We start from the raw sequence: 23,353 nt of genomic DNA, 5'->3' as shown, positions 1-23,353 counted from the left end.
GTGACTTTTGAGTCAACTCAGCTCGCACTGGAAACACGCCGCGCGCTCCGCTAACGCCGGGCCATGCCCACGACAGTCCCCGCCGCACTCCGCACGCTCGCCATCTTCGAGATCTTCGCGCGAGAGCAGCGGGAGCTCTCCAACGCCGAGGTCGCCCGGCTGATGGGGCTGCCCGAGAGCAGCACCTCGGACCTGCTGCACACGTTGCATGAGGCGGGCTACCTGCTGCGCACGCCCCGCACCCGGCGCTTCTATCCCACCCGCCGCCTGTCGGAGACGGCGCGCCGCGCCTCCGACAAGGATCCGCTGGCCAGCTTCGCGGCGGAGGCGATTTCGGTGCTGAGCGAACGCACCGGCGAGACGGCGCTCTGCGGCCGACCAGACGGCATGCGCGTGCAGGTCGTGGGGATGCAGCCGGGCCGCCATCCGCTCCGCTACATGCGCGACCCGGGCGAGCGTCTTTCCATGCACGGCTCCGCGCTCGGCAAGGCGCTGCTGGCGCTGATGCCGGCGGCCGAGATGCGCCGGCTCATCCGCTCCAGGCCGCTCCGCGCGCTCGGCCCCGCCACCATCACCGATCCCGATGCGCTGGAGGCCGACATCGACGAGACCCGCGCGCGCGGCTGGTCCTGGGTCTGCGACGAGGCGGCGGAGGGCGTGGCCGCCATCGCCATCGCCGGGCTGGTCGGCGAGGAGCCGCTGGCCATCTCGCTTGCCGGGCCCACCGGCCGGATCGAGGCCAGCAAGCCGGCCTACCTGGCCGCGCTCGAGGAAATCCGCCCCCAGCTCTTCGGCGGCTGAACGATTCGATTGCGCGTTTCCTCACCTTCGGTATTTTGTAGGTAACTCCGGTGACTCGGAGGTAACGGCGCTTCGTGCCGCTACGGGAGGAACCTCAATGCGCATCACCCGTCGGGCCCTCGGCCTGGCTCCCCTGGCCGTGCCCGCCGCCTGGGCCCAGGGCGGCTACCCCAGCCGGCCCATCAACTGGATCGTGCCTTTCACGCCGGCGGGCATCACCGACATCAACTCCCGCCTCTTCGCCCGGAAGCTCGGCGCGCGGATGGGCCAGACGGTGATGATCGAGAACCGCCCCGGCGCCGGCGGCACGCTGGGCACCGATGTGGGCGCGCGCGCTGCGCCCGACGGCTACACCATGATGTACGGAACCCAGGGCACGCTCTGCACGGCGCCGGCCCTGTTCCGGCGCCTGCCCTATGATCCCGTCCGCAGCTTCATTCCCATCCAGGGCCTGTTCGAGACGCCGGCCGTGGTCGTCTGCCACCCGTCGCGCCCCTACCGCACGATCCAGGAGCTGATTGGCTACGCGAAGGAGAACCCGGGCCGGGTGAATTTCGGCACCTCGGGCGTCGGCACCGGAACGCATCTGGCGACCGTGCTGTTCCAGACCGTCGCCGGGATCGACATGACGCATGTGCCCTATCCCGGCAGCGGCCCGGCCATCACAGACCTGATCGCCGGCACCACCGACATCATGTTCGACTACGTCGTCGCCACGCGCGACCACATCGAGAATGGCAGGCTGCGGCCGCTCGCCGTCACCGCGAACACGCGTATCCCGGCCGTGCCCGACGTGCCGACGATGGTGGAGCTCGGCCTGCCCGAGGCGGTGTCCGCCGCCTGGTCCGGCATCCTCCTGCCTGCCGGTTGCCCGGCCGAGGTGGTGGAGCGACTTTCCGCCGATGCCGCCGCCACGATGCAGGACGAGGAGATCCGCCGCACCGCCGAGACCAATGGCAGCCGCGCCATGGCCGAGCTCACCCGCGAGCGCTTCGCGGCCTTCATCCAGGCCGAGATGCCGCGCTGGGCCGAGATCGTGCGCCGCTCCGGCGCGCAGCCGAGCTGAGGGGCGGCGATCATGCGGATCGGCAGGCGTTACCTGGGCATCCTGGCGGCGGGCGCCGGCACGGCCCATGCCCAGGGCGGATTTCCGAGCCGGCCCCTCACCTGGGTCGTGCCTTTCACCGCGGCCGGGGTCACGGACACCAACTCCCGCCTCATCTCCCGCAAGCTGGGGCAACGGCTGGGTCAGCCCATCGTGATCGAGAACCGGCCCGGCGCCGGGGGCACGCTCGGCACCGAATACGTCGCCCGCGCGGCGCCGGATGGCTACACCATCCTCTACGGCACCAATGCGGCGATGGCGGCGGCGCCCACGCTGTTCCGGCGCCTTGGCTACGATCCGGTGCGGAGCTTCGTGCCCATCCAGGCGCTGTTCGAATCCTCCAACGTGCTGGTGGCCAATCCCAACCTGCCCTATCGCGACCTTCCGGGGCTCGTGGCCTATGCCAAGGCCCATCCCGCCAGGATCAACCTGGCGCATGCGGGGGTCGGGACCTCCACCCACCTGACCGCCGTGCTGCTCGAATCGGTCGCCGGCATCGAGATGACGCACATCGCCTACCAGGGTGCCGCCGCAGCCCTGACCGACGTGATGGCGGGCAATGTTGACGTGCTGTTCGACTACGTCGTCAGCTCGCGCGAGCATATCGCCAATGGACGGATGCGGGCGCTCGCGGTCACCGCGCGCCAGCGCATCCCCGCGCTCCGAGATGTGCCGACCGTGGTCGAGGCCGGCTTCCCGGAGATCGTCTCCTCCAACTGGTCGGGCCTGTTCCTGCCGGCAGCGACGCCGCGCGAGGTGGTGCTGAAGATGGTCAACGAGGCGCAGGCCGTGATGCGCGACCCGGAAGTGCTCGCCGTGGCGGAGAGCAACGGCAGCCGCGCGGCGACCGAGCTTACCGGCGAGGTCTTCGGCCAGTTCCTGGCTTCCGAGATCCAGCGCTGGGGCGACATCGTGCGCCGGTCGGGCGCGCAACCGATGTAGCTGCATCGGGCGGCTGGTTCACCCTTCGGCGATCCGCCGAAGGGGATCGGGCCTTAGCCTCGCCCCCGAAGCCCGTTCAGCACGAAGCCGGCGAAGGTCTCGCCGATCTGGCGGCCGGTCATCTTGCCGTTGGGGTCGTACCAGCGCGCGATGTGGTTGATGGCCCCCATGAAGAAGGCGACGGCGAGCTTCGGGTCGCCCTGCGGCATAGCGCCGCTGTCCATGGCCGCCTGGACCATGGCACGCAGCGCGCGGTCCGCTTCGCGCATACGGCCGCGGATCGGCTCGGCCAGCTCCGGCGGCAGCGATGTCACGGGCTCTGCCAGCACGGCGTAGGAGCCGAGCTCGCTGGTCACCAGGTCGATGTAGTGGACGATGTAGAGGCGCAGGCGCTCGAGCGGGTCGCTGCTTTCGGCGGCGGCCATGTCGCGGGCGCGGGCACCGGCATCGAAGGCGATGGTCTTCGCCTCGAACAGGATCTCGTGCTTGGTGCGGACATAGCGGTAGAGCGCCGGCTTCGTGACGCCGAGCGCCTCCGCGATCTCCTCCAGCGAGGTGTTGTGAAAGCCGCTGCGGCCGAAGGCGCGTGCGGCTTCCCGCACCAGGGCCCGGCGCTTGATCTCGAACTGTGCCTCGCGGGCCGGGACGGCATCGGCCCAGCGCGGCGGCTTCTTCGCCTGTGCGGTCATCGTGGCTCCTGCTTTGGACGCGGGATCGTTGCGGCGCAAGAGAGTGTCGCCCGCGAACACTCAAGTTGACTCAATAGTCACTTAAAATACTATAAGGTCACCGAACGGCACCGAACGCCGTCGGAGGAGGGGACAGATGCGGCTTTCGCGCCGGGGCCTGCTGGCCGGCCTGATGCCCTTGCCGGCGTGGGCGCAGGGCTATCCGGCACGCCCGATCCGCCTGCTGGTCGGCTTCGCGCCGGGCGGCGCGACGGACATCGCGGCCCGCCTGCTGCAGCCGCTCCTGGGCGAGGCCCTGGGCCAGTCCATCGTGATCGAGAATCGTTCGGGCGGCGGCGGCAATGTCGCGACCGAACTGCTGATGCGCGCCGAGCCGGATGGCTACACGCTGATGCTGGCCAGCCCCGGCCAGCTGGTCGTGAACCCCCTGCTGGACCCCCGCCCCGCCCTGGAAGCAGCGAAGGATGCGACCTCGATCGGCCAAACCACGAGCAGCCCGCTGGTTCTGGTGGTACCCGCCGCCTCCCCGTTTGGGGACGCGGCGGCGCTCATTGCCGCGGCGCGGGGCCGGCCGGGACAGCTCAACTACGCCTCGGCCGGTGTCGGCAGCTCCATGCACATCGCGGGCGAGATGCTGAAGGCCCATGGCCGGCTGGACATCACCCACATCCCCTATCGGGGCAGTGGGCCGGCCCTGACGGATCTCGTGGCCGGCAAGGTCGATTTCATGATCGACAGCGTGTCCACCACCGTGCCGCAGATCCGCAACGGCCAGCTCCGGGCCCTGGCCCAGACCGGAGACGCCCCCTTCGCCGACCTGGCCGGCGTGCCGCTGCTGAAGGACATCGTGCCCGGCGTGGTGCTGACGACCTGGCTCGGCCTCGTCGGGCCGGCGAGGGTTCCGGCGCCCATCGTACTGCGCCTCTCCGAGGCGTTGCGCGACGCGGTGCGCGGCCCGGTCTTCCCGACCCGTCTGCGGGAGCTCGGCAGCCAGGCCTATTGGGCCCGTCCTGAGGAATTCGCCGCCCATCTCACGGCCGAGCGCGAACGTGCCGCCGATGTCATCCGCCGCGCCGCCATCCGCCTGGAGTAGATCCTTGAACCTGCACGAACCCCTTCTCTACGCGCCATCGGAGGGCAGCACCGCCGTGCTGCTGGCGCTTCGCGATCCAGCGACGGGCGCGCTGGCCTTTCCGCGCACGGCCTATGGCATCGGCGCCACCGGCACGCCCGCCGACGCGGCGGAGGAAATGGAGCTCTCGGGTCGCGGCAAGGTGCTGGTCTGCATCACCGTCCACCAGCCGCTGTCGCCTGGCATGGTGACGCCGCTGTTGGTGGCGCGCCTCCAGCTCGATGAGGGCATCGTGCTCGACGGCGTGGTGGAAGGCATCGCCGAGCCCAGGCCCGGCACGCCGGTCCAAGCGGTGCTGGTGCCGGAGGAACGCGGCGGGACGACGGCGCTCGCCTGCCGTTTCCGGATCTGCGCGGCATGAGCGGCCTGGCTTCCATGCGGCCGGTGCGCGTCGTCGGCATCGGCATGCATCCCTACCAGTTCCCGACCGAGACGCCCTACGTGACGCTCGGCCTGACGGCGCTGCGCCAGGCGCTGGCGGACAGCGGAACCGCCTGGCCGGACGTGACCTTCGCCGCCATCGGCACGGGTGCGATCGGCATGGCGGCCGGGCGCGTCATGCTGCGGCATATCGGCTCCACCGGGCTCGAGGTGATGCAGGTGGAGAACGCCTCCGCCTCCGGCTCCAGCGCCTTCCGCGCCGCCTGCCTGATGGTGGCGAGCGGCCAGCACGAGATCGCGCTGGCGCTCGGTGTCGACAAGTTCGGCAGTGCCCAGCGCGCGGCGCATAAGGACGGCATTCCGCGCCTGACGCCGGCGGCGGAAATCCCAGCGGTGAAGTTCGCGCTGATGGCGCGTGCCTGGCGCGACAAGTACGGGCTCACGCGCGAGGACCTCGGTCGCGTCGCGGTGAAGAACCACGGCAATGCCGCGCGCAATCCCTACGCCCAGTTCCGGAAAGCCCGCAGCCTTGAGCAGGTGCTGAACTCGAATCCCGTGGCAGGCGACCTCACCTCCCTGCAATGCACCCCACGCGGCGAGGGAGCGGCGGCCGTGATCGTCGCCAGCGAGGAGGCCATCCGCAGGCATGGGCTGGATCGGGGACGCGCCATCCGCGTCCTTTCCTCCGTCGCATCCTCCGAGCACTCCGTGGCCGACGAGGGCTGGAGCCTGGTGGAGATGGTGCAGCGCTCGGGTCTCTCGGCACTGGCGGCGGCCGGCATCGGCATTGGCGAGCTCGATATCATCGAGCTGCACGACGCCTTCACGATCGAGGAGATCGTCTATGCCGAGGCTCTGGGCCTCTGCCCGCTCGGCGAGGGCGCGGCGCAGCTTCGGGCCGGCGCCTGGGATATCGGCGGCGGGGGCTGCGCGGTGAATCCGTCGGGCGGGCTGCTGGGAATGGGACATCCCATCGGGCCCACCGGCGTCGGCCAAGTCGCGGAGATCGTTCGCCAGCTTCGCGGCGAGGCGGAGGGCCGCCAGCATCCGAAGGCCCGCACCGCGATGGCACACATGATTGGCCTGGGCTCCGTGGCGGTCGGCCACGTGCTCCGGCGCGACTGAAGGAGGCGCCGATGCGCGAGGAACTTTCCACGCTGATCTATGACTCGGCCGATGGGGTCGCCGTCGTCACGCTGAACAGGCCCGACCGGATGAACTCCATCGGCGGCACGATGAAGGAGGATCTCGCGACGGCCTTCTTCAAGCTGGCGAAGGACGATGCCGGCCTGCGCTGCGTCATCCTGACGGGCGCCGGCGACCGGGCCTTCTGCGCCGGGGCGGACATCAAGGAGCGCGCGGGGCTGACGCGCACCGGTCCGGAATACTTCTTCGCGCAGAAGGCCACGCATGAGCTCATCCGCGGCATGCAGGAATTCGAGCGTCCGGTGATCGCGGCGATCAACGGCGTGGCGCTCGGCGGCGGGATGGAGTTGGCGCTGGCGGCGGACATCCGATACGCCGTTGCCCACGCGAAGCTGGGACTGCCGGAAGTCAAGCTCGGCGCCATCCCCGGCGCGGGCGGCACGCAGACCCTTCCGAGGCTGGTTGGCGCCAGCATCGCCAAGGAGCTGATGTTCACCGCCGAGCACCTGACGGCGGAGAAGGCCCTCGCCATCGGACTCGTCAGCAAGGTGGTGGAGAGCGACGTGCTGGGCGCCGCGATGGAAACCGCCCGCAAGATCGCGGAGATGCCGCCGCTCGCCGTCGCCTTCGCCAAGCGCGCGGTGAATGCCGGCATGCAGAGCGGCATCGACGCGGGCCTCGAATACGAGCGCTACGCCGCCGGCATGCTGACCGACAGCGAGGACCGCCGCGAAGGCTTCCGCGCCTTCGTGGAGAAACGCAAACCTGTCTACGTGGGACGCTGACAAATGGAACTGAATCTGAAAGGCAAGGTGGCGCTCGTCACCGGCGGCGGCCAGGGCGTCGGCCGCGCCATCTGCAAGGAGCTGGCGGCCGAGGGCGTGAAGGTCATCGTCAACGACCTGTTCCCCGAGCGGGCGGAAGCCGTGGCGCGGGAGATCCGGGATGCGGGCGGCGAGGCAGTGGCTTCGCCGGGCGATATCACAAAGGCGGAGAAGGTGGCGGCGCTGGTGGCCAAGGGCCGCGAGGCTTTCGGCCCGATCGGCATCCTGGTCAACAACGCCGGTGTCACGCCGGACCGCCGCGCGAAGGGCGGCATGCCGCCCACCTTCATCGAGACCCCCGATAGCGAGATGCACCAGACGGTCGAGCTCAATGTCTACGGCACCATGTATTGCTGCCGCGCCGTGCTGCCGGACATGGTGTCGCAGCGCTGGGGCCGGGTGATCTCGATCGCCTCCGAGGCCGGGCGCATCGGCGAGGCGCGGCTGGCGGCCTATTCGGGCGCCAAGGCCGCCATTATCGGGCTGACCAAGGCGCTGGCGAAGGAACATGGGCGCGACCGCATCACCGCCAACGTCGTGGTGCTGGGCGCCGTCTCGCATGAGGGCATCGCCCCCGGCCAGGCGACCAGTGCGGACGCCACGCCCGAGAACAACGAGCGGCTCGCCAAGATGCTGAATTCCTATCCATCGGCGAAGGGGCTGGGGCGTCTGTCGCGGCCCGAGGACGTCAGCGGCATCGTCACCTTCCTCGCATCGGACCGCGCGGCCTTCGTCACGGGGCAGCATGTCGGCGCGTCCGGCGGTTACGCGATGCCCTGATGCATCCGCCCGTCTTCCGCACCCGCATCACCGAGCTCTTCGGTATTCGCCATCCCATCCTGGCGGGCGGGCTGATGTGGCTTTCCGACGCGCGCTACGTCGCTTCCGTGGTGCGGGCGGGCGGCATGGCTTTCCTGACTCCGCGCTCCTTTCCCGAGCCCGGCGCCTTCGAGCGCGAGTTGGAACTGTGCCGCGAGTTGACGGGAGGCTTGCCCTTCGGCGTGAACCTGAATGTCTCGCGCGTCGAAGGCCACAACCTCAGGCTCGATGGTTGGCTGGAGGCTTCGTTGCGCGCCGGGGTGCGCCACTTCGAGACGGTGGGACGCGCGCCAGGCGACCTGATCCATCGCATCCACGCGGCCGGCGGTATCGCCATCCACAAATGCCCCCTGCTGCGCCATGCCCACAATGCCGAGCGCGCGGGCGCAGACGCCATCTGCATCATCGGCATCGAGGCGGGTGGGCATCCGGGGGCGGCGGTGCTGGGCTCCATGGTAGTGGCGCCCATGGCCGCACGGGAGCTTTCCGTGCCGCTGGTCATCGGGGGAGGCATCGGCACCGGCGAGGGGATCCTGGCCGCCCTCGCCGCCGGCGCCGAGGGCGTGCTGCTGGGCTCGCGCCTGCTCGCGGCAGAGGAGGTCTGGGCGCACGACAATTATAAGCGGCGGATCGTCGACGCGGACCAGGATTCCTCCGTCCTGACCTTCGCGGGAGCCCATCCGATGGGCTCCTGGCGGGTGCTGGCCAATGAGACCTCGCGCGAGGTGCTGCGCCGCGAGGCCGGCGGCGCCACAGCCTATGAGGACTTCTCCGACCTCGTCGGTGGAACCCTGTCGCGCGATCACGTCTACCGGAACGGCGAGGTCGAGCGGGGCATGCTCTCCTGCGGGCCGGCGGCCGCCTTCGCGCGGGCGGTGCAGCCGATGGAGGAGATCATCGACGCGCTGATGCGGGAAGCCTCGGCGGCCCGGCTTCGTCTCGGCGAACTCGCCGCGCAGTGAGGGACGAATTCGGGCCGCGCACAGGGAAGTCTAGACGTCGGCGCGGATGTTCCTCTTGCGCACGAGGTCCGTCCAGCGCCGGGCCTCGTGGCGCATAAAGGCGTCGAACTGCTCCGGCGTCGTATCGCCGGGGATATAGGCGCGCTGCGCGAGCTGCTCCCGGAAATCCGGCAGGCGGGTGATCCCCTGAACCTCGGAGGACACGTGCCGGATGATCTCCGGCGATGTCCCCTGGCGCGCCACCAGCCCGTACCAGGAACTTGCCTCGTAGCCCGTGAAGCCCTGCTCCGCGATGGTCGGCACGTCCGGCAAAATCGAGAGCCGCTGGGCGCCGGTGATGCCGAGCGCGCGCAGGCGGCCGCTTCTGATGTGTTCGATGCTGCTGCTGTCGAACATGGCCTGAACCCGCCCCGCGAGCAGGTCGCTGTGCGCCGGCGCGCTGCCGACATAGGCGACGAGGTTCGCCCGCGTGTCCGTCATGTCGTAGAGCAGTTCGCCCGCCAGATGCGTGATGGTGCCGACGCCCGTATGCGCCACCGCCACCTCGCCCGGGCGCTTGCGCAGCTCGGCCACGAATTCCGGGACATTCCGGGCCGGGAAGGACGGATGCACCACCAGGATGTTCGGTGCCGAGGACATGAGGCCGACCGCGGTGAAGTCGCTGAAGGGCTCGTAGGGCAGGTTCGCGATCAGCACCGTGTTGAGCGCGAAGTTCAGCGAGACGACCAGGTAGCTCGTCCCGTCGGCCGCGGCGCGCTGCACGGATTGGGTGGCGATCAGCGTATTTCCGCCGGGCCGGTTCTCGACCACGACTGGAACGCCGACCTTCTCCGTCAGGCGCTGCGCGACGGTGCGCGCGGTCATGTCAGCCGCGCCCCCCGCCGCATAGGCGACGACGAAGCGGATGGGCTTGTCGATCAGGCGAGGCTGCGCGCGGGCCATCAAGGGCGCTGCCGTCGCGCCGCCGATGAGCAGCCGTCGTGTCGTTTTCATTCTTGTGGTCCTCCCAGGTTATTCCTGATCAGCAGAGCTGGCGCAGCGCCACCGACGGATCGAGCAGGCGATCCCGGCCCAGCGGCTTGCCGGCAGCGATGATCCGCCGGAGGGGCGTCGCCTCGCGGCCATTGTCGATGAGCACCGCGCCCTGCACGCGGCCTTCGGCATCGAGGCCCAGGCAGGCCAGCCGGCCGCCCTCCTCGCGCTCGATCCATTCGAGCCCCTCGCCATGCGCGCCGAGGATCTGCACGTTGTGCCCGTACTGGTCCGTCCAGTGCCAGGGCAGCTCGGCATAAGGCTTGTCGGCGCCGCAGAGGGCGTTCGCCACGGCCACGGGCTGATGCTGCGCGACCTGCCAGGTCTCGAAGCGGAGATGCCGGCCGCAGGATTGCCGGATTCGCGCAACCTCGCCGGCCGCGAAGATCTCCGCTTGCGAGGTGCGGCCGCAGGCATCGGCCAGGATACCGTCCTCGACCGCGAGGCCCGCCTCGATCGCCAGCTCGGCATTCGGCACCGCGCCAATGGCGACCAGGAGCAGATCCGCCTCCACCTCGCCCCTGCTGGTGATGAGGCGAAGCGTGTCCGGCCCGGGGCGGATCGCCGTCAGCCGGCAGGCGAATTCCAGGGCGACGCCGGCCTCGCGATGCCAAGCTTCGATACGCGCCGCGATCAAAGGCGGGACGCAGCGCGCCATGGCGCGGTCACCCATTTCCAGCACGGTGACCGTGCAGCCGAGCTGCACGGCGGCCGCCGCGACCTCCAGCCCGATCAGCCCCGCGCCCGCCACGGCCAGGCGCAGGCCGGGCCGCAGCCGCGCCCGGAGGGCCCGCGCATCGGCCATGCTGCGCAGCGACAGCACACGTGGGTCGTCGGCGCCCGCCAAAGGCAGGACGCGCGCCCGCGCGCCTGTGGCGATGACCAGAGAATCATAGGGGATGCTTTCGCCGCCCGACGTCTCGACGCGCGCGGCCGGGACATCGATGCGTGCCACGCGCCGCCCCAGCCAAAGGTCGATGCGCTGCTCGCCATAGGCGGCGGCCTCGCGCTGCATCAGGCCGCGCGGCTGCTCCTCGCCGAGCAGGATCTCCTTGGAGAGCGGCGGCCGGTCGTAGGGCGGCTCGTTCTCGTCACCCAGCAGCAGGATCTCGCGCCCGGCGTCCAGCCCGCGCAGCAGCTCGGCCGTTCGCCTGCCGGCCTGCCCCGCACCGATGATGACCGTCCGCATCAGAGCTGGAACTGCACCACGCCGCCCTCGATCCGCGTCGGATAGGTGGCGACATCGATTTCCGCCGGCTCATCCAGCGCCTTGCCGGTGCGGATGTCGAAACAGGCCTGGTGCAACGGGCATTCGATCTTGCCCTGCTCGCAGAAGCCGTCCGAGAGCAGCGCGTATTCGTGCGTGCAGATGTCGCTGATGGCGTAGAACCCGTCATCGAGCCGGAAGACGGCGATGCGGTCATCGCCGATCTCCACCACCTTCGGCACGTCCGGCTCGAACTCGCCCTCCGGCGCCACGTCGTGCCAGGGCATCACTTCATCTCGACAAGGATGTACTGGTCCTCGACGGAGACCGGGAAGGTCTCGGCCACGAAGGGGCCCTCCGCCAGCTCCGCGCCATCCTTGACCGTGACGGCGTAGGACCGCGCCTTGATGCTGTCGGGGTCGCAATAGGACTTGCCGGTGCGGATATCGAATTCCCAGCCGTGCCAGGGGCACTGCAGCATCTCGAAGGGGCGGGTGCGTTCGTAGACGCCCGGCTCCTTCGAGCGGATCAGCCCGACCAGCTTGCCGTGACACAGCTCGCCACCCTCATGAGGGCAAACATTGCTGATGGCGAAATACTCGCCGCCCACGTGGAAGAGCGCGATGGGCCGGCCCTTCACCTTCACCAGCTTGCTGCCGTTCTCCGGGATCTCGCCCACCTTCGCGACGACGTGCCGCACCAGTTCCGCCGTCGCGCTCATGCCAGGCGCTCCCCGTAGATGGCCTGGGCATTGCCGGTGAAGATTCCGTGCTTCTCCTTCTCGCTCATGCGGATCTTGAAGGCGTGGCGAGGGTCGTCCGAATCCCAGTGCGGGTAGTCGGAAGCGAAGACGATCTTGTCCCAGCCCATCCAGTCGAGCATCTGGCGCAGCTGCTCGGGCTTCTCGGGCTCCTCCATGGGCTGCGTCGTCCACCAGAAGTTCCGCCGCAGATACTCGGAGGGCTTCATCTTCAGATATGGCACCTCGCCACGGAAACGGTCGAAGAGGCCGTCCATCCGCCAGCCCAGCGGCGCGGCCCAGGCGAAGCCGCCCTCGACCACGACGATCTTCAGCTCCGGCAGGCGTTCCGGCACGCCCTCGATGATGAAGCTCGTCGCCATGGCGTGCAGGCTCATCGAGACGGCCTGGTGCTCCTCGAAGTAGAAGGAGGGCGCGCCGCCGCCTGTGACCGCATGGCCGTTATTGCCCGAATTATGGAGGCCGAGAGGAAAGCCGTGATGCGCCGCGGCCTCGTAGATGCGCCAGTACCGCTTGCGGCCCAGCGGCTCGATCGGGCGCGTCACCAGCGCCACCTGGGCGAAGCCCTTCAGCTTGGCGCAACGCTCGATCTCGGCCACCGCGCCATCGGCATCCTCGGCCATGACGGTGATGGTGCCCTTGAGGCGCGGCTCGGGCTCGATCCACTCCGCGACCTGCCAATCGTTGATGGCGCGGCAGACGGCATGGGCACAGTCGATGTTCCGCTCGTCCAGCGCGCGCGGAAAGAGCGGGAAGAGCATGCCGCGGTCGATGCCGTTCGCATCCAGGTGCTGGCGCTGCATCATGGCGAGATCCGAGCCCGGCGGGCTGCCGTCCTCCGGCCAGGCGTCGCGGCGCGCGAGCTGCGGCGTGGCCTTCGGGAAGGCCGTGGAGGAGACGAAGGCCTGACGGAAGCGCTGGCCGAAACTGTCCAGATGCTCGCGCCAGCGGGCGGACATGTAGGGATGCAGGTCCTTCATGGAGCGGACGGTCGGGTGGATGTCGCAATCCACCAGCTTGATCGCGGAATCCTTGGGCTTTGCAGGCGCCTGGAGGGTCGAGCTGCTCATCACACGGTCTCCTTCAGGCGGGGATAGGTGGCGAGAGGCGTCTCGCGGAGTGCCTTGGCGAGGAGCGAAGGCGGCAGGCCGCGCGTGGGGTCGTCTCCGTCAAAGCGCCAGTGCGGGTAATCCGTCGAGAAGAGGAAGATGTCGTCGGCGTCGATCTGCTCCAGCAGCTGCGCGAGCTGCGTGGGGTCCTGCGGGAGATCCCAGGTCTGCAGGGAGAAGCGCACGCGGTCGCGCACGATGGCCGCCGGCGAGGCATCGACCCAGGGAATCTCCTTGCGCATGCCGCGCCACATCTTGGTGCCCCGCCAGAAGAAGCTGGGCAGCCAGGCGATGCCGGATTCCAGCAGCACCACGCGCAGAGCCGGGAACTTGGTGAAGACGCCTTCGGCAATGAGGCTGAGCAGCTGGCTCTGAAAGGTCAGGGTGAAGCTGCAATGCTCCTCGTAGAGGGTGGAGGGCCAGCCATTGGCCGTCGGCGCATGGCGCATCGCGCTGCCGGCGTGGATGGCGATGGGCAGCCCGTGCTTCTCGGCAGCCTTGAAGATCGGCCAGTGGTGCCGATGGCCCAGCAGCGCCTCATGCGCGCCCAGCAGCAGGATCTGCACGAAGCGACGGTCCGGCGCCCAGCGCTCGATCTCGTCCACCGCGAGTTCGACATTCTGGATGGGGATGACGATCGAGGCGCGCAGCCGGTCGTCCTTGTCGAGCCATTCGGCCGCCATCCAGGCATTGGTCGCGCGGCAGATCGCGGCGCTGAGGTCGGCGCTGTACATGGCCGGGCCGCCATAGAGGCAGTTGAGGATGCCGCGGCTGATGCCGAAGGCGTCCAACGCCTGCGCCTGCATGTCGGCCAAGGTCGAGCCCGGCTTGCGTCCCGGCACGCGCCAGTCCGGCCGCGCGCTGACGGGCGCGTTGGGCGGGTAGTAGGCGAGGTCGAGCCCGTCCACGCCACGGGCGTCGATCACCTCCTGCCAATGGGCGTCGAAATAGGGGAGCAGCGCCTTCATGCCCGGCACGGCGGGATGAATGTCGCAGTCGATCAGACCGGTGGCGGCGATATGCCCCATCCGAAACCTCCCATGAAATGCCCGGACTTCGTCCGGGCTATTTCAGGAAGGGTACCGGTCAGGAAACTTACCTGTCAATAAGTCTCTGTGGCGCATTCTCGGGTGCTACCAGGTCGTTGGTCTTCGAGCCCCAGCTCCGCTCGATCAGGTCCAACTGCGTGGCGTAGTGCTGCGTCAGGCCCCTGAAGCCGCCGCTGTCGCGCGTGATATGGACAGCGTAGAGAAAGCAGCTCGCCATGAGCCGCCCGAGCTGTGGGCAGGGCGTATCCGGCCGCAATTCGCCCGCGGCCACGGCTTGTTCCATGCCGGTGATGGCGCTCGCGTGGATGTCGCGGCGGAAGGCGACGATCCGCTCCCGCATCAGATCGTCCAACGCCTCCCCCTCCGCCGAGAGGCGGGTGATGAGGCTCCACGAATTCCCCTCGCCGCCCGTGGGATTGAGGCGGGTGAACGCTTCCCGGTTGAACGCGATGGTGGACTCGACCTTGGTGGAAAGCCTGACCCCGGGCGCGGTCCAGATGCCCCGGAATCGCCCGCCCACCTGCTCGATGTAGTCGTGCATGACGGTCGCGACGAGCCGCGCCTTAGGCCCGAAATGATAGTGGATGTTGGTCGTGGTGATCTCGAGTTCCTGGGCGATGTCGCCGTAGCTCACTCCCCGGTAGCCGCGCAGCATCAGCAATCGCGTCGCCACGCGCTTGATTTCGTCGCGCATGGGAACGCGGCCGGGGGCCTCCGTGGGCTCTTTCATCCGATATCCTCCACCCGGCACGCGGGACATAGATCTTGACGTGTAAGTAAGTCACAGGGCTTCATCGGGGCAAATCACGGGCCAGAGCCCGATAAATGTCCGGAGGAATTGTCCATGCCGCTCAGCTTATCACGTCGCGTGAGTCTCGCAGGCGCCCTTGCCGGCCTATCGGCCCCCGCACTGGCCCAGGGGCGCTTCCCCGATCGCCCCCTGCGGATCATCGTGCCGGTAGCAGCGGGCGGTATCTCCGACACCATCTCACGCTACCTCGCCGAAACCATGCGGGCCGAACTCGGCCAGCCCGTGGTGGTCGAGAACCGTCCCGGCGCGAATGGCATCCTGGCCAGCGAGGCCATCGCCCGCTCGGCATCGGATGGATACACCATCGGCTACATGCTCTACGCGGCGATGACGCTGAACCCGCTGCTCATCGCCAACCTGTCGTACAAGATGACGGACTTCCTGCCTCTCTCGCCGACCTTCAAGGCGCCAATGGTGCTGGCCGTCGGCCGCGACGTCCCGGTCCGCAACGTCCGCGAGTTCGTGGACTACGTAAAGCGCCAGGGCCAGCTGAGCTATGGCACGCTGGGCAATGCGAGCACCGGCCAGATCCTGATGGAGATGCTGCGCGGCGCCTCCGGCATCGAGCTGGAGAATGTCGGCTATCGGGGCGAAACGCTCGCCGTCACGGACATGATCGCCGGCAACTTGCCCGCGGTATGCGTCTCCACGATGAATGTGCTGGAGCAACACCGCGCAGGCACCGCGTGCATCATCGGCATCTCGACGCCCCAACGCATTTCCGCCCTGCCCGACCTGCCGACCTTCGCCGAAGCGGGCTTCCCGATCGACTACAGCTATTTCCACGGTCTCATGCTGCCGGCCGGCGTGCCGGGGCCGGTCGCCGAACGCTTGCACCGCAGCGTGGGCACGGCCTTGCTGAGCGAAGGGCTGAAGGCCCGGCTGACCCCGGACATGCAGCCCTTCGTGCTGAGCCCGGCGGCGTTTTCCGCAATGCTTAGGGAAGAGACATCCAAGCTGGGTGAGCTGGTGGCGGCGCGCGGCATCCGTCTGGAGTAATCCGCCACGCCCGTTTCCTGAATGCCGCTCCGGATGGCCCGCCGCGCATTATGCGATATAACGCGTGACGCGGCATTTCCGGAGCTACGCCTTCATGATCTCCCTGATGACGGACGAGCGGATTCCCACTCCCGATGCCATCGCGCTCGTCCTCAAGGAGGCCGGGATTGACCTGGTCTTCGGCATTTCCGGAGGCCATACGGGCACGGTCTTCGGCGCCCTCTCGCGCCAGCAGAACGCTATTCGTACCATCCTCGTCCGCGAGGAATCCCTCGCCGCCGTCATGGCGGAGGTCTATGGCCGCCTGACCCGCAGGCCGGGCGTGGTGCTGGGCCAGGGCCCCTGGGTCCTGGGCAATGGCCTGATCGGAACGATCGAGGCCTATTTCTCCAGTTCGCCCATGTTGCTGCTGACCGACTTCAGCGATACCCCAGGCTATTCGCTGCATGGCCCCTACCAGTCCGGCACTGGCGACTACGGCAGCTGGGATGCCCGCCGCAGCTTCGGCGGCATCACCAAACAAGTCTTTTCCGCGCTCGACCCGGGCATGGCGGTGCAGGCGACGCAGCTCGCCATCAAGCATGCCATGGCGGGCGAGCCCGGGCCCGTCGCCGTGTTGCTGTCGCTTTCGGCGCTGGCCGGCGAGGTGGGGCCGGAGACGCGCCCGCGCCTCTACCCCACGGCCCACTACCTGCCGCCCGCGCCCACGGCTGCCGAACCCGCGCGCGTCGCCTCGGCCGCCACGGCCATCGCCGCGGCCGCACGGCCCGTCATCATCGCCGGCAACGGCGTCCGCATGTCGCAGGCCTTCGACGCCCTGCGGCGCCTTGCGGAGCGGATGGGCGCGCCCGTCGTGACCACACCGTCCGGAAAAGGCGTGCTGGAGGAGGTCCATCCCCTCGCCCTCGGGGTCTTCGGCACCTTCGGCACTGCTGCGGCCAATGCGGCGGTCGCGGAGGCGGACCTCGTGCTTGTCGCCGGCTCCAAGCTCACCGCCTCCGACACGGCGCGCGAGAACACCGCACTGCTGGACCCCACGCGCCAGGTCTTCGTCCAGATCGACGTGGAGCCGAAGAACGCCGCATGGACCTACCCGGCCGAGCACCAGCTGCTGGGCGATGCCGGGGCGGTGATGGCCCAGCTGCTGCTCCTGCTGCCCGAGGGCCGCCGCGAGGCCGGCGAAGCGCGCGTCGCGGCATACCGCCAGGCGCACGGCCATTTCGACATCGCCGAATACGACGCCCCAGGCGCGCCGGTCCTGCCGCAGCGGATCATCGGGGAGCTGCATCGCCATCTTCCCGAGGATGCGATGGTCTGCTGCGACGCCGGGGAGAACCGCATCTTCATGATGCATCTCTACCAGACGCGGCGGCCGGGCCATTTCATCATGGCCGCCGGCGCCGGGCCGATGGGCTTCGCCATACCCGCGGCGCTCTCGGCCAAGCTGATCCATCCGGACCGGCCGGTGGTCGCGATCTGCGGCGACGGCGGCTTCTCCATGACCATGAACGGCTTGCTGACCGCGATCGAGAACGACATCCCGGTCATCGTCGTAGTCTTCAACAACAGCGCGCTCGGCTGGTCGCTGCATTCCCGGGGCCCCTTCGCCGCCGAGTTCCAGGATTTCAACTTCGCCGCCATCGCTGCCGCCATGGGCTGCGCGGGCCATCGCGTGGAGACGCCGGAGGAGCTGGCGCCGGCCCTGCAGGCCGCGCTGACCGCCCGCGTTCCCACCGTCATCGACGTGCGGACCTCGCTCGGAACGTCCTACATCGACATGACCTCGCCGCTTGCGAAAGGCTGAGCCAGGTGCCAACTGGTTCCCTCTCCCAAACGAATCGAGGCAAAAGCGCGCGCATGGGCGCCACGAAGGCAAAGGCGGCGAAGGAAGGCGTGCTCGACCCCATCGGCCGGCAGAGCCTGAGCGCCATCGCCTATGACAAGCTCCGCAAGGCGTTGATGACCGGCCACCTCCAGCCCGGCGAGCGGCTGAACGGCCGGACCCTGGCCACGCGCCTCGGCACGAGCCTCACGCCCGTGCGCGAGGCGCTGCTGCAGCTCGTCACCGAGGGCACGCTGGAGATGCAGGCGGGCCGCTCCATCTCAGTCCCGGTACTGACCCGCTCCGCTTATCTGGAGCTGCGGGATCTTCGCATGGTCGTCGAGGGGCTCGGCGCGGAGCGCGCGGCCGCCGCGATCTCCGCCGCTGGCATCGCCAAGCTGGCGCAGGTCCATGAGAAGCTGACCGCCGCCAAGGCGAAGAACGACTTTGCGGCCGCGCTGCGGTGGAACGAGGCGTTCCACATCGGCCTCGCTACCGCCGCCGACATGCCGCGCCTTCTGAAAGTGGTGGAAAGCCTCTGGTCCCAGAGCGGGCCGTTCCTCAATTACCTCTTCGCGCACAGCAACCTCACAGTCTCCGAGCCGCATCCGCACACGCTGGTGCTGGAGGCGCTTCGGAAGCGCGACGGCGCCGCCGCCGCGGCCGCCATCCGGGAGGATATCCTGAAGGGCGGCGCGAACCTGCTGGAGCACCTGTCGGGCTGACAGGCTCAGAAGCCGGCGATGGCCGCATAGCGGTCACGATGGAAACGGCTGTCGCCCAGCGTCGCCTCCGCCAAGCGGGCGCGCTTGAGGAAGAAGCCGATCTCGTGCTCGTCGGTCATGCCGATGCCGCCATGCATCTGGATGGCCTCGTTTCCGATCAGGTGCAGCGCATCACCTGCCCGGGCCTTCGCGAGGCTCGCCAGCCGTGGCACCGCCGGCGAATCCGCATCCAGCGCCTCGAGCGCACCCAGCACCGCCGCGCGGGCGAGTTCCAGTGAGCAGAACATCTCCGCCGCCCGGTGCTTCAGCGCCTGGAAGGAGCCGATGGGCACACCGAACTGGCGCCGGTCCTTGAGGTACTGCACCGTCCGCGCAAAAGCTTCCTCGGCGGTGCCCAGCATCTCCGCCGCGAGGCCGATCCGCGCACGGTCCAGCAGCATCTCCAAGAGGCCCGGGCCTCCCTGGGCCAGCAGCGCGGAAGGCTCCAGACGCACGCCATCGAAGGTCAGCGCGGCGGCATTGCGGCTGTCCACCATCCAGCGCCGCTGCCGGACAAGGCCGGGCGCATCGGCGGGCACCAGGACAAGCGCGATGTTCCCGTCCTCTCGCCGCGCCGCGACGATCAGCACATCCGCAACCCCTCCATCCGGCACGAAGCGCTTGGCGCCATCCAGCACGAAGCCGGGACCGTCCCGCCGCAGCCTGGTTTCGATGCGGTCCGGCTCGTGATGCGCGCCTTCATCCACCGCCAGCGCGAAAAGGCTTCGGCCTGCCGCCAGTGCCGGCAGGTGCGCCGCCTGCTGCGCCTGATCGCCGCCCAGGAGAAGTGCGCTCGCCCCGATCATCGCGGTCGAGAGCAGGGGCGTCGCGGCCAGGGTCCGCCCCGCGGCGGCCAGAACGAGGCCCAGTCCCAGATGGCCGAAGCCGCTGCCGCCATGAGCTTCCGGCACGAGAAAGCCCGGCCATCCGAGATCCGCCATCTCCTGCCAGAGCGGGCGCGAGATGGCCTCGGCATCGCGTGCATCCCGCAGCTGGCGGAGCGAGCGCACGGGGCTGCGCTCGGCGAAGAAATCGATGGCCTGGTCCTGGATCATCCGCGCATCGGCGGAGAGAGCGATGGTCATGGCGGTTCCTCAATCCGGCAGGCCAAGCACGCGCTTGGCGATGATGTTCTTCTGGATCTCCGACGTGCCGCCCTCGATCGAGTTCGCCTTCGAGCGCAGCCAGTCGCGCGCCAGCTGGATGTCCTGCGGATCGTTGTCGCCACCCTCCCAGCCGAAGCCCTCGGTACCGGCGCCCGCGACCGCAAGCTCCAGACGCCGCTTGTTGAGTTCCGTCGCGACGAGCTTGACCATGGCCGACGCGGGTCCCGGCGGTTGCCCCGCTTCCGCTTCCTCGGCGATCCGGCGGCGAACGAGCTGGAAGGCCTCGTCCTCCATCATGTAGGCCGCGATCTGATCGCGCAGGACGGGATCGGCAATGCGCCCGCCGCGCTCGCCCACGCCCTCCTTGGCAATGTCGATGAGCGTCCGCTCCGTGCGCGAATGATGCCGGTCGCTGAAATGCGCCAGGTACTTCCGCTCATGCTCCAGCAGCCGCTTGGCGATGGTCCAGCCCTTGTTCATTTCCCCCATCAAGTTCCCGGCGGGAACGCGGACATTCTCGAGAAAGGTCTCGCAGAACTGCGACAGCCCGCTGATGAGGCGAATGGGGGAGACGCGGACACCGGGCGAAGTCAGGTCGATCAGCAGGAAGCTGATGCCCTGGTGCTTCGGCGCGTCGAAATCGGTGCGGACCAGGCAGAAAGCCCAGTCCGCATAATGCGCGTAGGAGGTCCAGATCTTGTGGCCGTTGACGAGGAAGTCATCCCCATCCCGCACCGCGCGCGTCCGCAGCCCGGCCAGATCCGAGCCCGCCTCGGGTTCGCTGTAGCCTTGGCACCAGCGGATCTCGCCGCGCACGATCGGCGGCAAGTGCTGCTCGCGCTGGGCTTCGGTGCCGTACTCCAGCAAGGTGGGCCCGAGCATGGTGAGACCGAAGCTGTTGAGCGCAGCGCGGCAACCCAACGCCTTCATCTCCTCGCGCAAGATCTCCGCCTGCTCCTCGGTGAGGCCGCCGCCGCCGTATTTCCTGGGCCAGGTGGGCGCGGTCCAGCCCTTCGCCGCCATCCTGTCGAGCCACAGCTTGCTCTCCGGGTTCTTGTACTTGGCGTTGCGGCCGCCCCAGACGATCTCGTCGTCGGGCACCGGCGTTCGCATGGAGGGAGGGCAGTTCGCCTCCAACCAGGCGCGCGTCTCGGCGCGGAAGCTTTGCAGCTCGGGCATGTGGGTGCTCCTCAGATCACGATGATGTCGGCATCGGGGGTCGTCGCGTGCAGGCGCTCGACAAGCCCCGCGCGGCGCTCGCGCACCGCTCGCTGGTTGATGTAACCCTTGTCCGTCAGCTCATTGCCGTCGATCGAGGCCGGTTCCTCCATCAGCAGAACGCGGCTGACACGGCCGCTGGAGCCGGCGTTGCGCCCATGCTCGCGCAGGCCCTCGCGGATGCGGGCGATAATCGCCGGATGGCGGATCAAGGCCGCCACATCGGCCTCCGGCAGGCCCGCAAGCTCGCGCGCGCCGGGCAGGTTGATCCAGGCGAGCAGCCCCACGAAGCTCCGGTCGTGGCCCGTGACCACCGCGTCCTGCAGCACGGGCGAAGCCGCGGCGATGGCTGCGACGCGCAAGGGCCCCGCATGGACGAAGGTGCCCGTGTCCAGCTTGAAGTCCTCGACGATGCGGCCCGCGAATTCGAGACCCTCCAAAACGTCATCCGGGTCGACAAAGCGGCCTGCGTCGCCGGTGATGTAGAAGCCTTCGTCGTCGAAGGCGGCGCGCGTCAGATCCGGCTCGTTCCAGTAGCCGGGCGTCACGCCGTGGCCGCGCACGCGCATCTCGTACTTGTCGCCATTGGGCAGCAGCTTGATCTCCAAGCCCGGCAGCGGCAGGCCGATAATGCCGGAACGCCGCGTCACCCAGGAAACGGTCACGGCATTGGGGCCCAGCTCCGTCGCGCCCCAAGCGGTGGTGAAGAAGATCTGCTGGCCCGAGTGGCGCATCGAAAGACGCTGCAGCCGCTCATAGAGGTCGTTGGAAAGGGTGGAGCCGCCATACCCCATGGTTTCGAGCCGGCTGAAGAAGACGCGCGCCAGTTCCTCGTCGGCCTCCAGCGCGTTGGTCAGCATGGCGTAGCCGGCCGGCACGTTGGAGAAGTAGGTGATAGGGATTTCCTTGAGGTTCCGTACCGTCTCCTCGAATTGCCCGGGGACCGGGCGGCCATCGTCGATGTGGATGGACCCGCCTTCCGCCGTGAACCGCAGCAGCGTGGAGGAGCTTCCCATCGTGTGGTTCCAGGGCAGCCAGGCCAGCACGCCCGGAGGGGGCGACCCCGGCATCCGGCCGCGAAGCTGCTCGTTCGCGGTGATGTTCGAGCAGTTCATCGCATGCGTGTTGATCGCGCCCTTCGGCCGGCCCGTGGAGCCCGAAGTGAAGAGGATACGCGCCGGATCCTCGGGCCGGATAGCGGCGATGGAGCGCGCGACAGCTTCGGTTGCCACCGTTTCGGCAAGCTCCCCGTAACGCAGGCTGGAACGGCCCGGCACCGGCCGCTCCACATGGACCAGCGTCACGCCGTCGAGGTCCAGGGCATCCAGCGCCGCCGCAAAGGGCGGCCCGTCCTGCACGAAGACGACGGCCGGCTTCACGATGCCGAAGATGTAGCGAAGCTTCGCATGGTCACGGCTGACCAGCGAATAGGCGGGAGAGACGGGCGCCACCGGCATGCGGGCCTGCATCGCGGCGAACATCATCGCCGCATGTTCCAGCGAATTGCCGCTCAGGATCATGAGCGGGCGTCCCTGGGCCCCGGGAATGTCCAGCAGAGCCTGGGTCAGGCGATCCACCAACGGAAGCGCCTCGCCATAGGTCAGGCGGGACCAGGCGCGCTCCGGCCCGCGCCTTTGGCCGAGCCACACCTGCTCCGGGCGTTCGCCGGCCCAATGCCGCAAATAGGCGGGGATATGCGGCGCGTACTCGCCGATGGGCGTCGGGCAGCGCATGATGATCGTGCCGTCCGCGCGCCGGTCCAGATCGACCGCCCGGGGCGGCAGGATCACCTTGGGGTTCATGATCAGTCGTCTGCCGCGGTCTTGCCGGTTTCGCGGTAGTCGCCGAAGGGCGCATCGCGCTGGCTCAACAGGCCCGAGACGCTCTTGCCGTCGCGCTTGAACTGCTTTCGGTATTCCAGGCTCGATTCGGTGCAGAAGGCGAGCGCCTGCAGCTCCGTCCCGGCGCGCAGCCCGTCACGCATGCCCATCGCCTCCATGGCGCGGTGCACGGATCGCTTGTTGATCTGCTGGAGGTCCGACGGCGTCATCGCCACGCGAATGGCGACCTTCACCACCTCCTCGTCGAGCCGGTCGGCAGGGAAGGCGCGGTTGGCGAAACCGTCCTGAGCCGCCTCGATGCCCGTGATCGCATCGCCGGTCAGGTACATCTCCATGGCCCGGCGCATGCCCATCATCCAGGGATGGAACTGCATGTCCGGCGGGCTCATGAGGCGCGTCGGCGGATAGCCGATCTTCGCGTCCTCGGCGACGTAGACGAGGTCGCAGGCCGTCGCGAGCTCGCTGCCGCCGGCCAGGCAGTAGCCGTGCACCTGCGCGATCACGGGCTTCGCGAGATCCCACATGCGGAACCAGCCCTCGACGACCTGGCGCGACCACGGCCAGATGCCCTGGGCCGTGTAGTAGGGCTGGTCCACGGCGTTGTTGGCCGAAAGGTCGTAGCCGGCGCAGAAGCTCGGCCCCGCGCCGCGCAGGATCGTGACGCGCACCTCCGGGTCACGGTCGGAATCGGTCACGGCATCAAAGATCGCCTTGCGGAGCGGATTGTTGAGCGCGTTGCGCTTTTCGGGGCGGTTCATCGTCAGGCGCCGTACGCCGGGCGCGGGATTGTCGATCAGCAGGACGTCCTGGTCGGACATGGTGGCCTCCTTGTTG

At 68.9% G+C, this 23,353-nt stretch carries 24 protein-coding genes; 12 read left to right on the top strand and 12 right to left on the bottom strand.

Annotation, left to right across the window (positions count from 1 at the left end):
- The first annotated feature begins 63 nt into the window (after nt 1–63).
- From WJM96_RS05025 to WJM96_RS05015, 3 genes are all read left to right on the top strand, one after another.
- Entirely contained in the window at nt 64–801 is a 738-nt protein-coding gene (locus WJM96_RS05025; protein WP_424811330.1) for an IclR family transcriptional regulator, read from the top strand.
- A 97-nt stretch (nt 802–898) separates the two neighbouring features.
- On the top strand, nt 899–1,867 hold the full coding sequence (locus tag WJM96_RS05020) for a Bug family tripartite tricarboxylate transporter substrate binding protein (RefSeq protein ID WP_424811329.1): 969 nt from the start codon (nt 899–901) through the stop codon (nt 1,865–1,867).
- Nucleotides 1,868–1,879: 12 nt separating this feature from the next.
- Nucleotides 1,880–2,848, top strand: coding sequence for a Bug family tripartite tricarboxylate transporter substrate binding protein (locus tag WJM96_RS05015; RefSeq protein ID WP_424811328.1), 969 nt, complete (start codon nt 1,880–1,882; stop codon nt 2,846–2,848).
- Between the two features lie 53 nt (nt 2,849–2,901).
- On the opposite strand, the gene WJM96_RS05010 is transcribed toward WJM96_RS05015, so the two are convergent.
- Nucleotides 2,902–3,537, bottom strand: coding sequence for a TetR/AcrR family transcriptional regulator (locus tag WJM96_RS05010; RefSeq protein WP_424811327.1), 636 nt, complete (start codon nt 3,535–3,537; stop codon nt 2,902–2,904).
- Between the two features lie 136 nt (nt 3,538–3,673).
- Here WJM96_RS05010 and WJM96_RS05005 point away from each other — a divergent pair, with 136 nt between their 5' ends.
- Genes WJM96_RS05005 through WJM96_RS04980 form a run of 6 tightly spaced genes read left to right on the top strand, consistent with a single transcriptional unit; the run spans nt 3,674 to nt 8,801 of the window.
- The gene (locus WJM96_RS05005; protein ID WP_424811326.1) at nt 3,674–4,630 is read left to right on the top strand and encodes a Bug family tripartite tricarboxylate transporter substrate binding protein; all 957 of its coding nucleotides are present in this window, start codon (nt 3,674–3,676) and stop codon (nt 4,628–4,630) included.
- Between the two features lie 4 nt (nt 4,631–4,634).
- On the top strand, nt 4,635–5,030 hold the full coding sequence (locus tag WJM96_RS05000) for an OB-fold domain-containing protein (protein WP_424811325.1): 396 nt from the start codon (nt 4,635–4,637) through the stop codon (nt 5,028–5,030).
- Nucleotides 5,027–6,175 (top strand): thiolase family protein, encoded by a 1,149-nt coding sequence (locus tag WJM96_RS04995; RefSeq protein WP_424811324.1) that lies wholly within the window; start codon nt 5,027–5,029, stop codon nt 6,173–6,175. The genes WJM96_RS05000 and WJM96_RS04995 overlap by 4 nt, the downstream gene beginning before the upstream one ends.
- Nucleotides 6,176–6,186: 11 nt before the next feature.
- Nucleotides 6,187–6,981: an enoyl-CoA hydratase/isomerase family protein gene (locus tag WJM96_RS04990; protein ID WP_424811323.1), complete on the top strand. Its 795-nt coding sequence runs from the start codon at nt 6,187–6,189 to the stop codon at nt 6,979–6,981.
- 3 nt (nt 6,982–6,984) lie between these two features.
- Nucleotides 6,985–7,800 carry an SDR family NAD(P)-dependent oxidoreductase gene (locus WJM96_RS04985; protein WP_424811322.1) on the top strand — a complete coding sequence of 272 codons (816 nt, stop codon included), beginning with the start codon at nt 6,985–6,987 and terminating at the stop codon, nt 7,798–7,800.
- Entirely contained in the window at nt 7,800–8,801 is a 1,002-nt protein-coding gene (locus WJM96_RS04980; RefSeq protein ID WP_424811321.1) for an NAD(P)H-dependent flavin oxidoreductase, read from the top strand. Before WJM96_RS04985 ends, WJM96_RS04980 begins: the two co-directional genes overlap by 1 nt.
- A gap of 30 nt (nt 8,802–8,831) precedes the next feature.
- On the opposite strand, the gene WJM96_RS04975 is transcribed toward WJM96_RS04980, so the two are convergent.
- The 7 genes from WJM96_RS04975 to WJM96_RS04945 form a co-directional block, all read right to left on the bottom strand.
- Nucleotides 8,832–9,794 carry a Bug family tripartite tricarboxylate transporter substrate binding protein gene (locus WJM96_RS04975; protein ID WP_424811320.1) on the bottom strand — a complete coding sequence of 321 codons (963 nt, stop codon included), beginning with the start codon at nt 9,792–9,794 and terminating at the stop codon, nt 8,832–8,834.
- A gap of 28 nt (nt 9,795–9,822) precedes the next feature.
- On the bottom strand, nt 9,823–11,022 hold the full coding sequence (locus WJM96_RS04970; protein WP_424811318.1) for an NAD(P)/FAD-dependent oxidoreductase: 1,200 nt from the start codon (nt 11,020–11,022) through the stop codon (nt 9,823–9,825).
- Nucleotides 11,022–11,327 carry a non-heme iron oxygenase ferredoxin subunit gene (locus WJM96_RS04965; protein WP_424811317.1) on the bottom strand — a complete coding sequence of 102 codons (306 nt, stop codon included), beginning with the start codon at nt 11,325–11,327 and terminating at the stop codon, nt 11,022–11,024. Before WJM96_RS04965 ends, WJM96_RS04970 begins: the two co-directional genes overlap by 1 nt.
- Entirely contained in the window at nt 11,327–11,761 is a 435-nt protein-coding gene (locus WJM96_RS04960; RefSeq protein WP_424811316.1) for a Rieske (2Fe-2S) protein, read from the bottom strand. The genes WJM96_RS04965 and WJM96_RS04960 overlap by 1 nt, the downstream gene beginning before the upstream one ends.
- Nucleotides 11,758–12,870, bottom strand: a complete 1,113-nt coding sequence (locus tag WJM96_RS04955) for an amidohydrolase family protein (RefSeq protein WP_424811315.1) — start codon at nt 12,868–12,870, stop codon at nt 11,758–11,760. Before WJM96_RS04955 ends, WJM96_RS04960 begins: the two co-directional genes overlap by 4 nt.
- A complete protein-coding gene (locus tag WJM96_RS04950) occupies nt 12,870–13,937 on the bottom strand; it encodes an amidohydrolase family protein (protein ID WP_424811314.1) in 1,068 nt (355 codons plus the stop codon). The genes WJM96_RS04955 and WJM96_RS04950 overlap by 1 nt, the downstream gene beginning before the upstream one ends.
- A gap of 67 nt (nt 13,938–14,004) precedes the next feature.
- Entirely contained in the window at nt 14,005–14,652 is a 648-nt protein-coding gene (locus WJM96_RS04945) for a TetR/AcrR family transcriptional regulator (protein WP_424811313.1), read from the bottom strand.
- A 174-nt stretch (nt 14,653–14,826) separates the two neighbouring features.
- Between WJM96_RS04945 and WJM96_RS04940 the strand changes: the two genes are divergently transcribed.
- The 3 genes from WJM96_RS04940 (at nt 14,827) to WJM96_RS04930 (ending at nt 18,315) form a co-directional block, all read left to right on the top strand.
- On the top strand, nt 14,827–15,768 hold the full coding sequence (locus WJM96_RS04940; protein ID WP_424811312.1) for a Bug family tripartite tricarboxylate transporter substrate binding protein: 942 nt from the start codon (nt 14,827–14,829) through the stop codon (nt 15,766–15,768).
- A gap of 64 nt (nt 15,769–15,832) precedes the next feature.
- A complete protein-coding gene (locus WJM96_RS04935) occupies nt 15,833–17,572 on the top strand; it encodes a thiamine pyrophosphate-binding protein (protein ID WP_424811311.1) in 1,740 nt (579 codons plus the stop codon).
- 53 nt (nt 17,573–17,625) lie between these two features.
- Nucleotides 17,626–18,315, top strand: a complete 690-nt coding sequence (locus WJM96_RS04930) for a GntR family transcriptional regulator (RefSeq protein WP_424811310.1) — start codon at nt 17,626–17,628, stop codon at nt 18,313–18,315.
- Between the two features lie 5 nt (nt 18,316–18,320).
- On the opposite strand, the gene WJM96_RS04925 is transcribed toward WJM96_RS04930, so the two are convergent.
- Genes WJM96_RS04925 through WJM96_RS04910 form a run of 4 tightly spaced genes read right to left on the bottom strand, consistent with a single transcriptional unit; the run spans nt 18,321 to nt 23,337 of the window.
- Entirely contained in the window at nt 18,321–19,439 is a 1,119-nt protein-coding gene (locus WJM96_RS04925) for an acyl-CoA dehydrogenase family protein (RefSeq protein WP_424811309.1), read from the bottom strand.
- A gap of 9 nt (nt 19,440–19,448) precedes the next feature.
- A complete protein-coding gene (locus tag WJM96_RS04920) occupies nt 19,449–20,639 on the bottom strand; it encodes an acyl-CoA dehydrogenase family protein (protein WP_424811308.1) in 1,191 nt (396 codons plus the stop codon).
- A gap of 11 nt (nt 20,640–20,650) precedes the next feature.
- Entirely contained in the window at nt 20,651–22,480 is a 1,830-nt protein-coding gene (locus WJM96_RS04915) for an AMP-binding protein (RefSeq protein WP_424811307.1), read from the bottom strand.
- Between the two features lie 2 nt (nt 22,481–22,482).
- Nucleotides 22,483–23,337 (bottom strand): enoyl-CoA hydratase-related protein, encoded by an 855-nt coding sequence (locus tag WJM96_RS04910; RefSeq protein WP_424811306.1) that lies wholly within the window; start codon nt 23,335–23,337, stop codon nt 22,483–22,485.
- Nucleotides 23,338–23,353: the final 16 nt, after the last annotated feature.

Origin of the sequence: Roseococcus sp. YIM B11640 (genome assembly GCF_049727625.1) — a bacterium.
Taxonomy (GTDB): domain Bacteria; phylum Pseudomonadota; class Alphaproteobacteria; order Acetobacterales; family Acetobacteraceae; genus Roseococcus.
The sequence above is the reverse complement of the archived record's forward strand: the minus strand, read 5'-3'. Positions and strand labels throughout refer to the sequence as shown.

Coding starts and splice junctions, on each gene's coding strand:
- WJM96_RS05025 (WP_424811330.1), top strand. CDS start 64: ATGCCCACGACAGTCCCCGCCGCACTCCGCACGCTCGCCATCTTCGAG.
- WJM96_RS05020 (WP_424811329.1), top strand. CDS start 899: ATGCGCATCACCCGTCGGGCCCTCGGCCTGGCTCCCCTGGCCGTGCCC.
- WJM96_RS05015 (WP_424811328.1), top strand. CDS start 1,880: ATGCGGATCGGCAGGCGTTACCTGGGCATCCTGGCGGCGGGCGCCGGC.
- WJM96_RS05010 (WP_424811327.1), bottom strand. CDS start 3,537: ATGACCGCACAGGCGAAGAAGCCGCCGCGCTGGGCCGATGCCGTCCCG.
- WJM96_RS05005 (WP_424811326.1), top strand. CDS start 3,674: ATGCGGCTTTCGCGCCGGGGCCTGCTGGCCGGCCTGATGCCCTTGCCG.
- WJM96_RS04995 (WP_424811324.1), top strand. CDS start 5,027: ATGAGCGGCCTGGCTTCCATGCGGCCGGTGCGCGTCGTCGGCATCGGC.
- WJM96_RS04990 (WP_424811323.1), top strand. CDS start 6,187: ATGCGCGAGGAACTTTCCACGCTGATCTATGACTCGGCCGATGGGGTC.
- WJM96_RS04985 (WP_424811322.1), top strand. CDS start 6,985: ATGGAACTGAATCTGAAAGGCAAGGTGGCGCTCGTCACCGGCGGCGGC.
- WJM96_RS04980 (WP_424811321.1), top strand. CDS start 7,800: ATGCATCCGCCCGTCTTCCGCACCCGCATCACCGAGCTCTTCGGTATT.
- WJM96_RS04975 (WP_424811320.1), bottom strand. CDS start 9,794: ATGAAAACGACACGACGGCTGCTCATCGGCGGCGCGACGGCAGCGCCC.
- WJM96_RS04970 (WP_424811318.1), bottom strand. CDS start 11,022: ATGCGGACGGTCATCATCGGTGCGGGGCAGGCCGGCAGGCGAACGGCC.
- WJM96_RS04965 (WP_424811317.1), bottom strand. CDS start 11,327: ATGCCCTGGCACGACGTGGCGCCGGAGGGCGAGTTCGAGCCGGACGTG.
- WJM96_RS04960 (WP_424811316.1), bottom strand. CDS start 11,761: ATGAGCGCGACGGCGGAACTGGTGCGGCACGTCGTCGCGAAGGTGGGC.
- WJM96_RS04955 (WP_424811315.1), bottom strand. CDS start 12,870: ATGAGCAGCTCGACCCTCCAGGCGCCTGCAAAGCCCAAGGATTCCGCG.
- WJM96_RS04950 (WP_424811314.1), bottom strand. CDS start 13,937: ATGGGGCATATCGCCGCCACCGGTCTGATCGACTGCGACATTCATCCC.
- WJM96_RS04945 (WP_424811313.1), bottom strand. CDS start 14,652: ATGCGCGACGAAATCAAGCGCGTGGCGACGCGATTGCTGATGCTGCGC.
- WJM96_RS04930 (WP_424811310.1), top strand. CDS start 17,626: ATGGGCGCCACGAAGGCAAAGGCGGCGAAGGAAGGCGTGCTCGACCCC.
- WJM96_RS04925 (WP_424811309.1), bottom strand. CDS start 19,439: ATGACCATCGCTCTCTCCGCCGATGCGCGGATGATCCAGGACCAGGCC.
- WJM96_RS04920 (WP_424811308.1), bottom strand. CDS start 20,639: ATGCCCGAGCTGCAAAGCTTCCGCGCCGAGACGCGCGCCTGGTTGGAG.
- WJM96_RS04915 (WP_424811307.1), bottom strand. CDS start 22,480: ATGAACCCCAAGGTGATCCTGCCGCCCCGGGCGGTCGATCTGGACCGG.
- WJM96_RS04910 (WP_424811306.1), bottom strand. CDS start 23,337: ATGTCCGACCAGGACGTCCTGCTGATCGACAATCCCGCGCCCGGCGTA.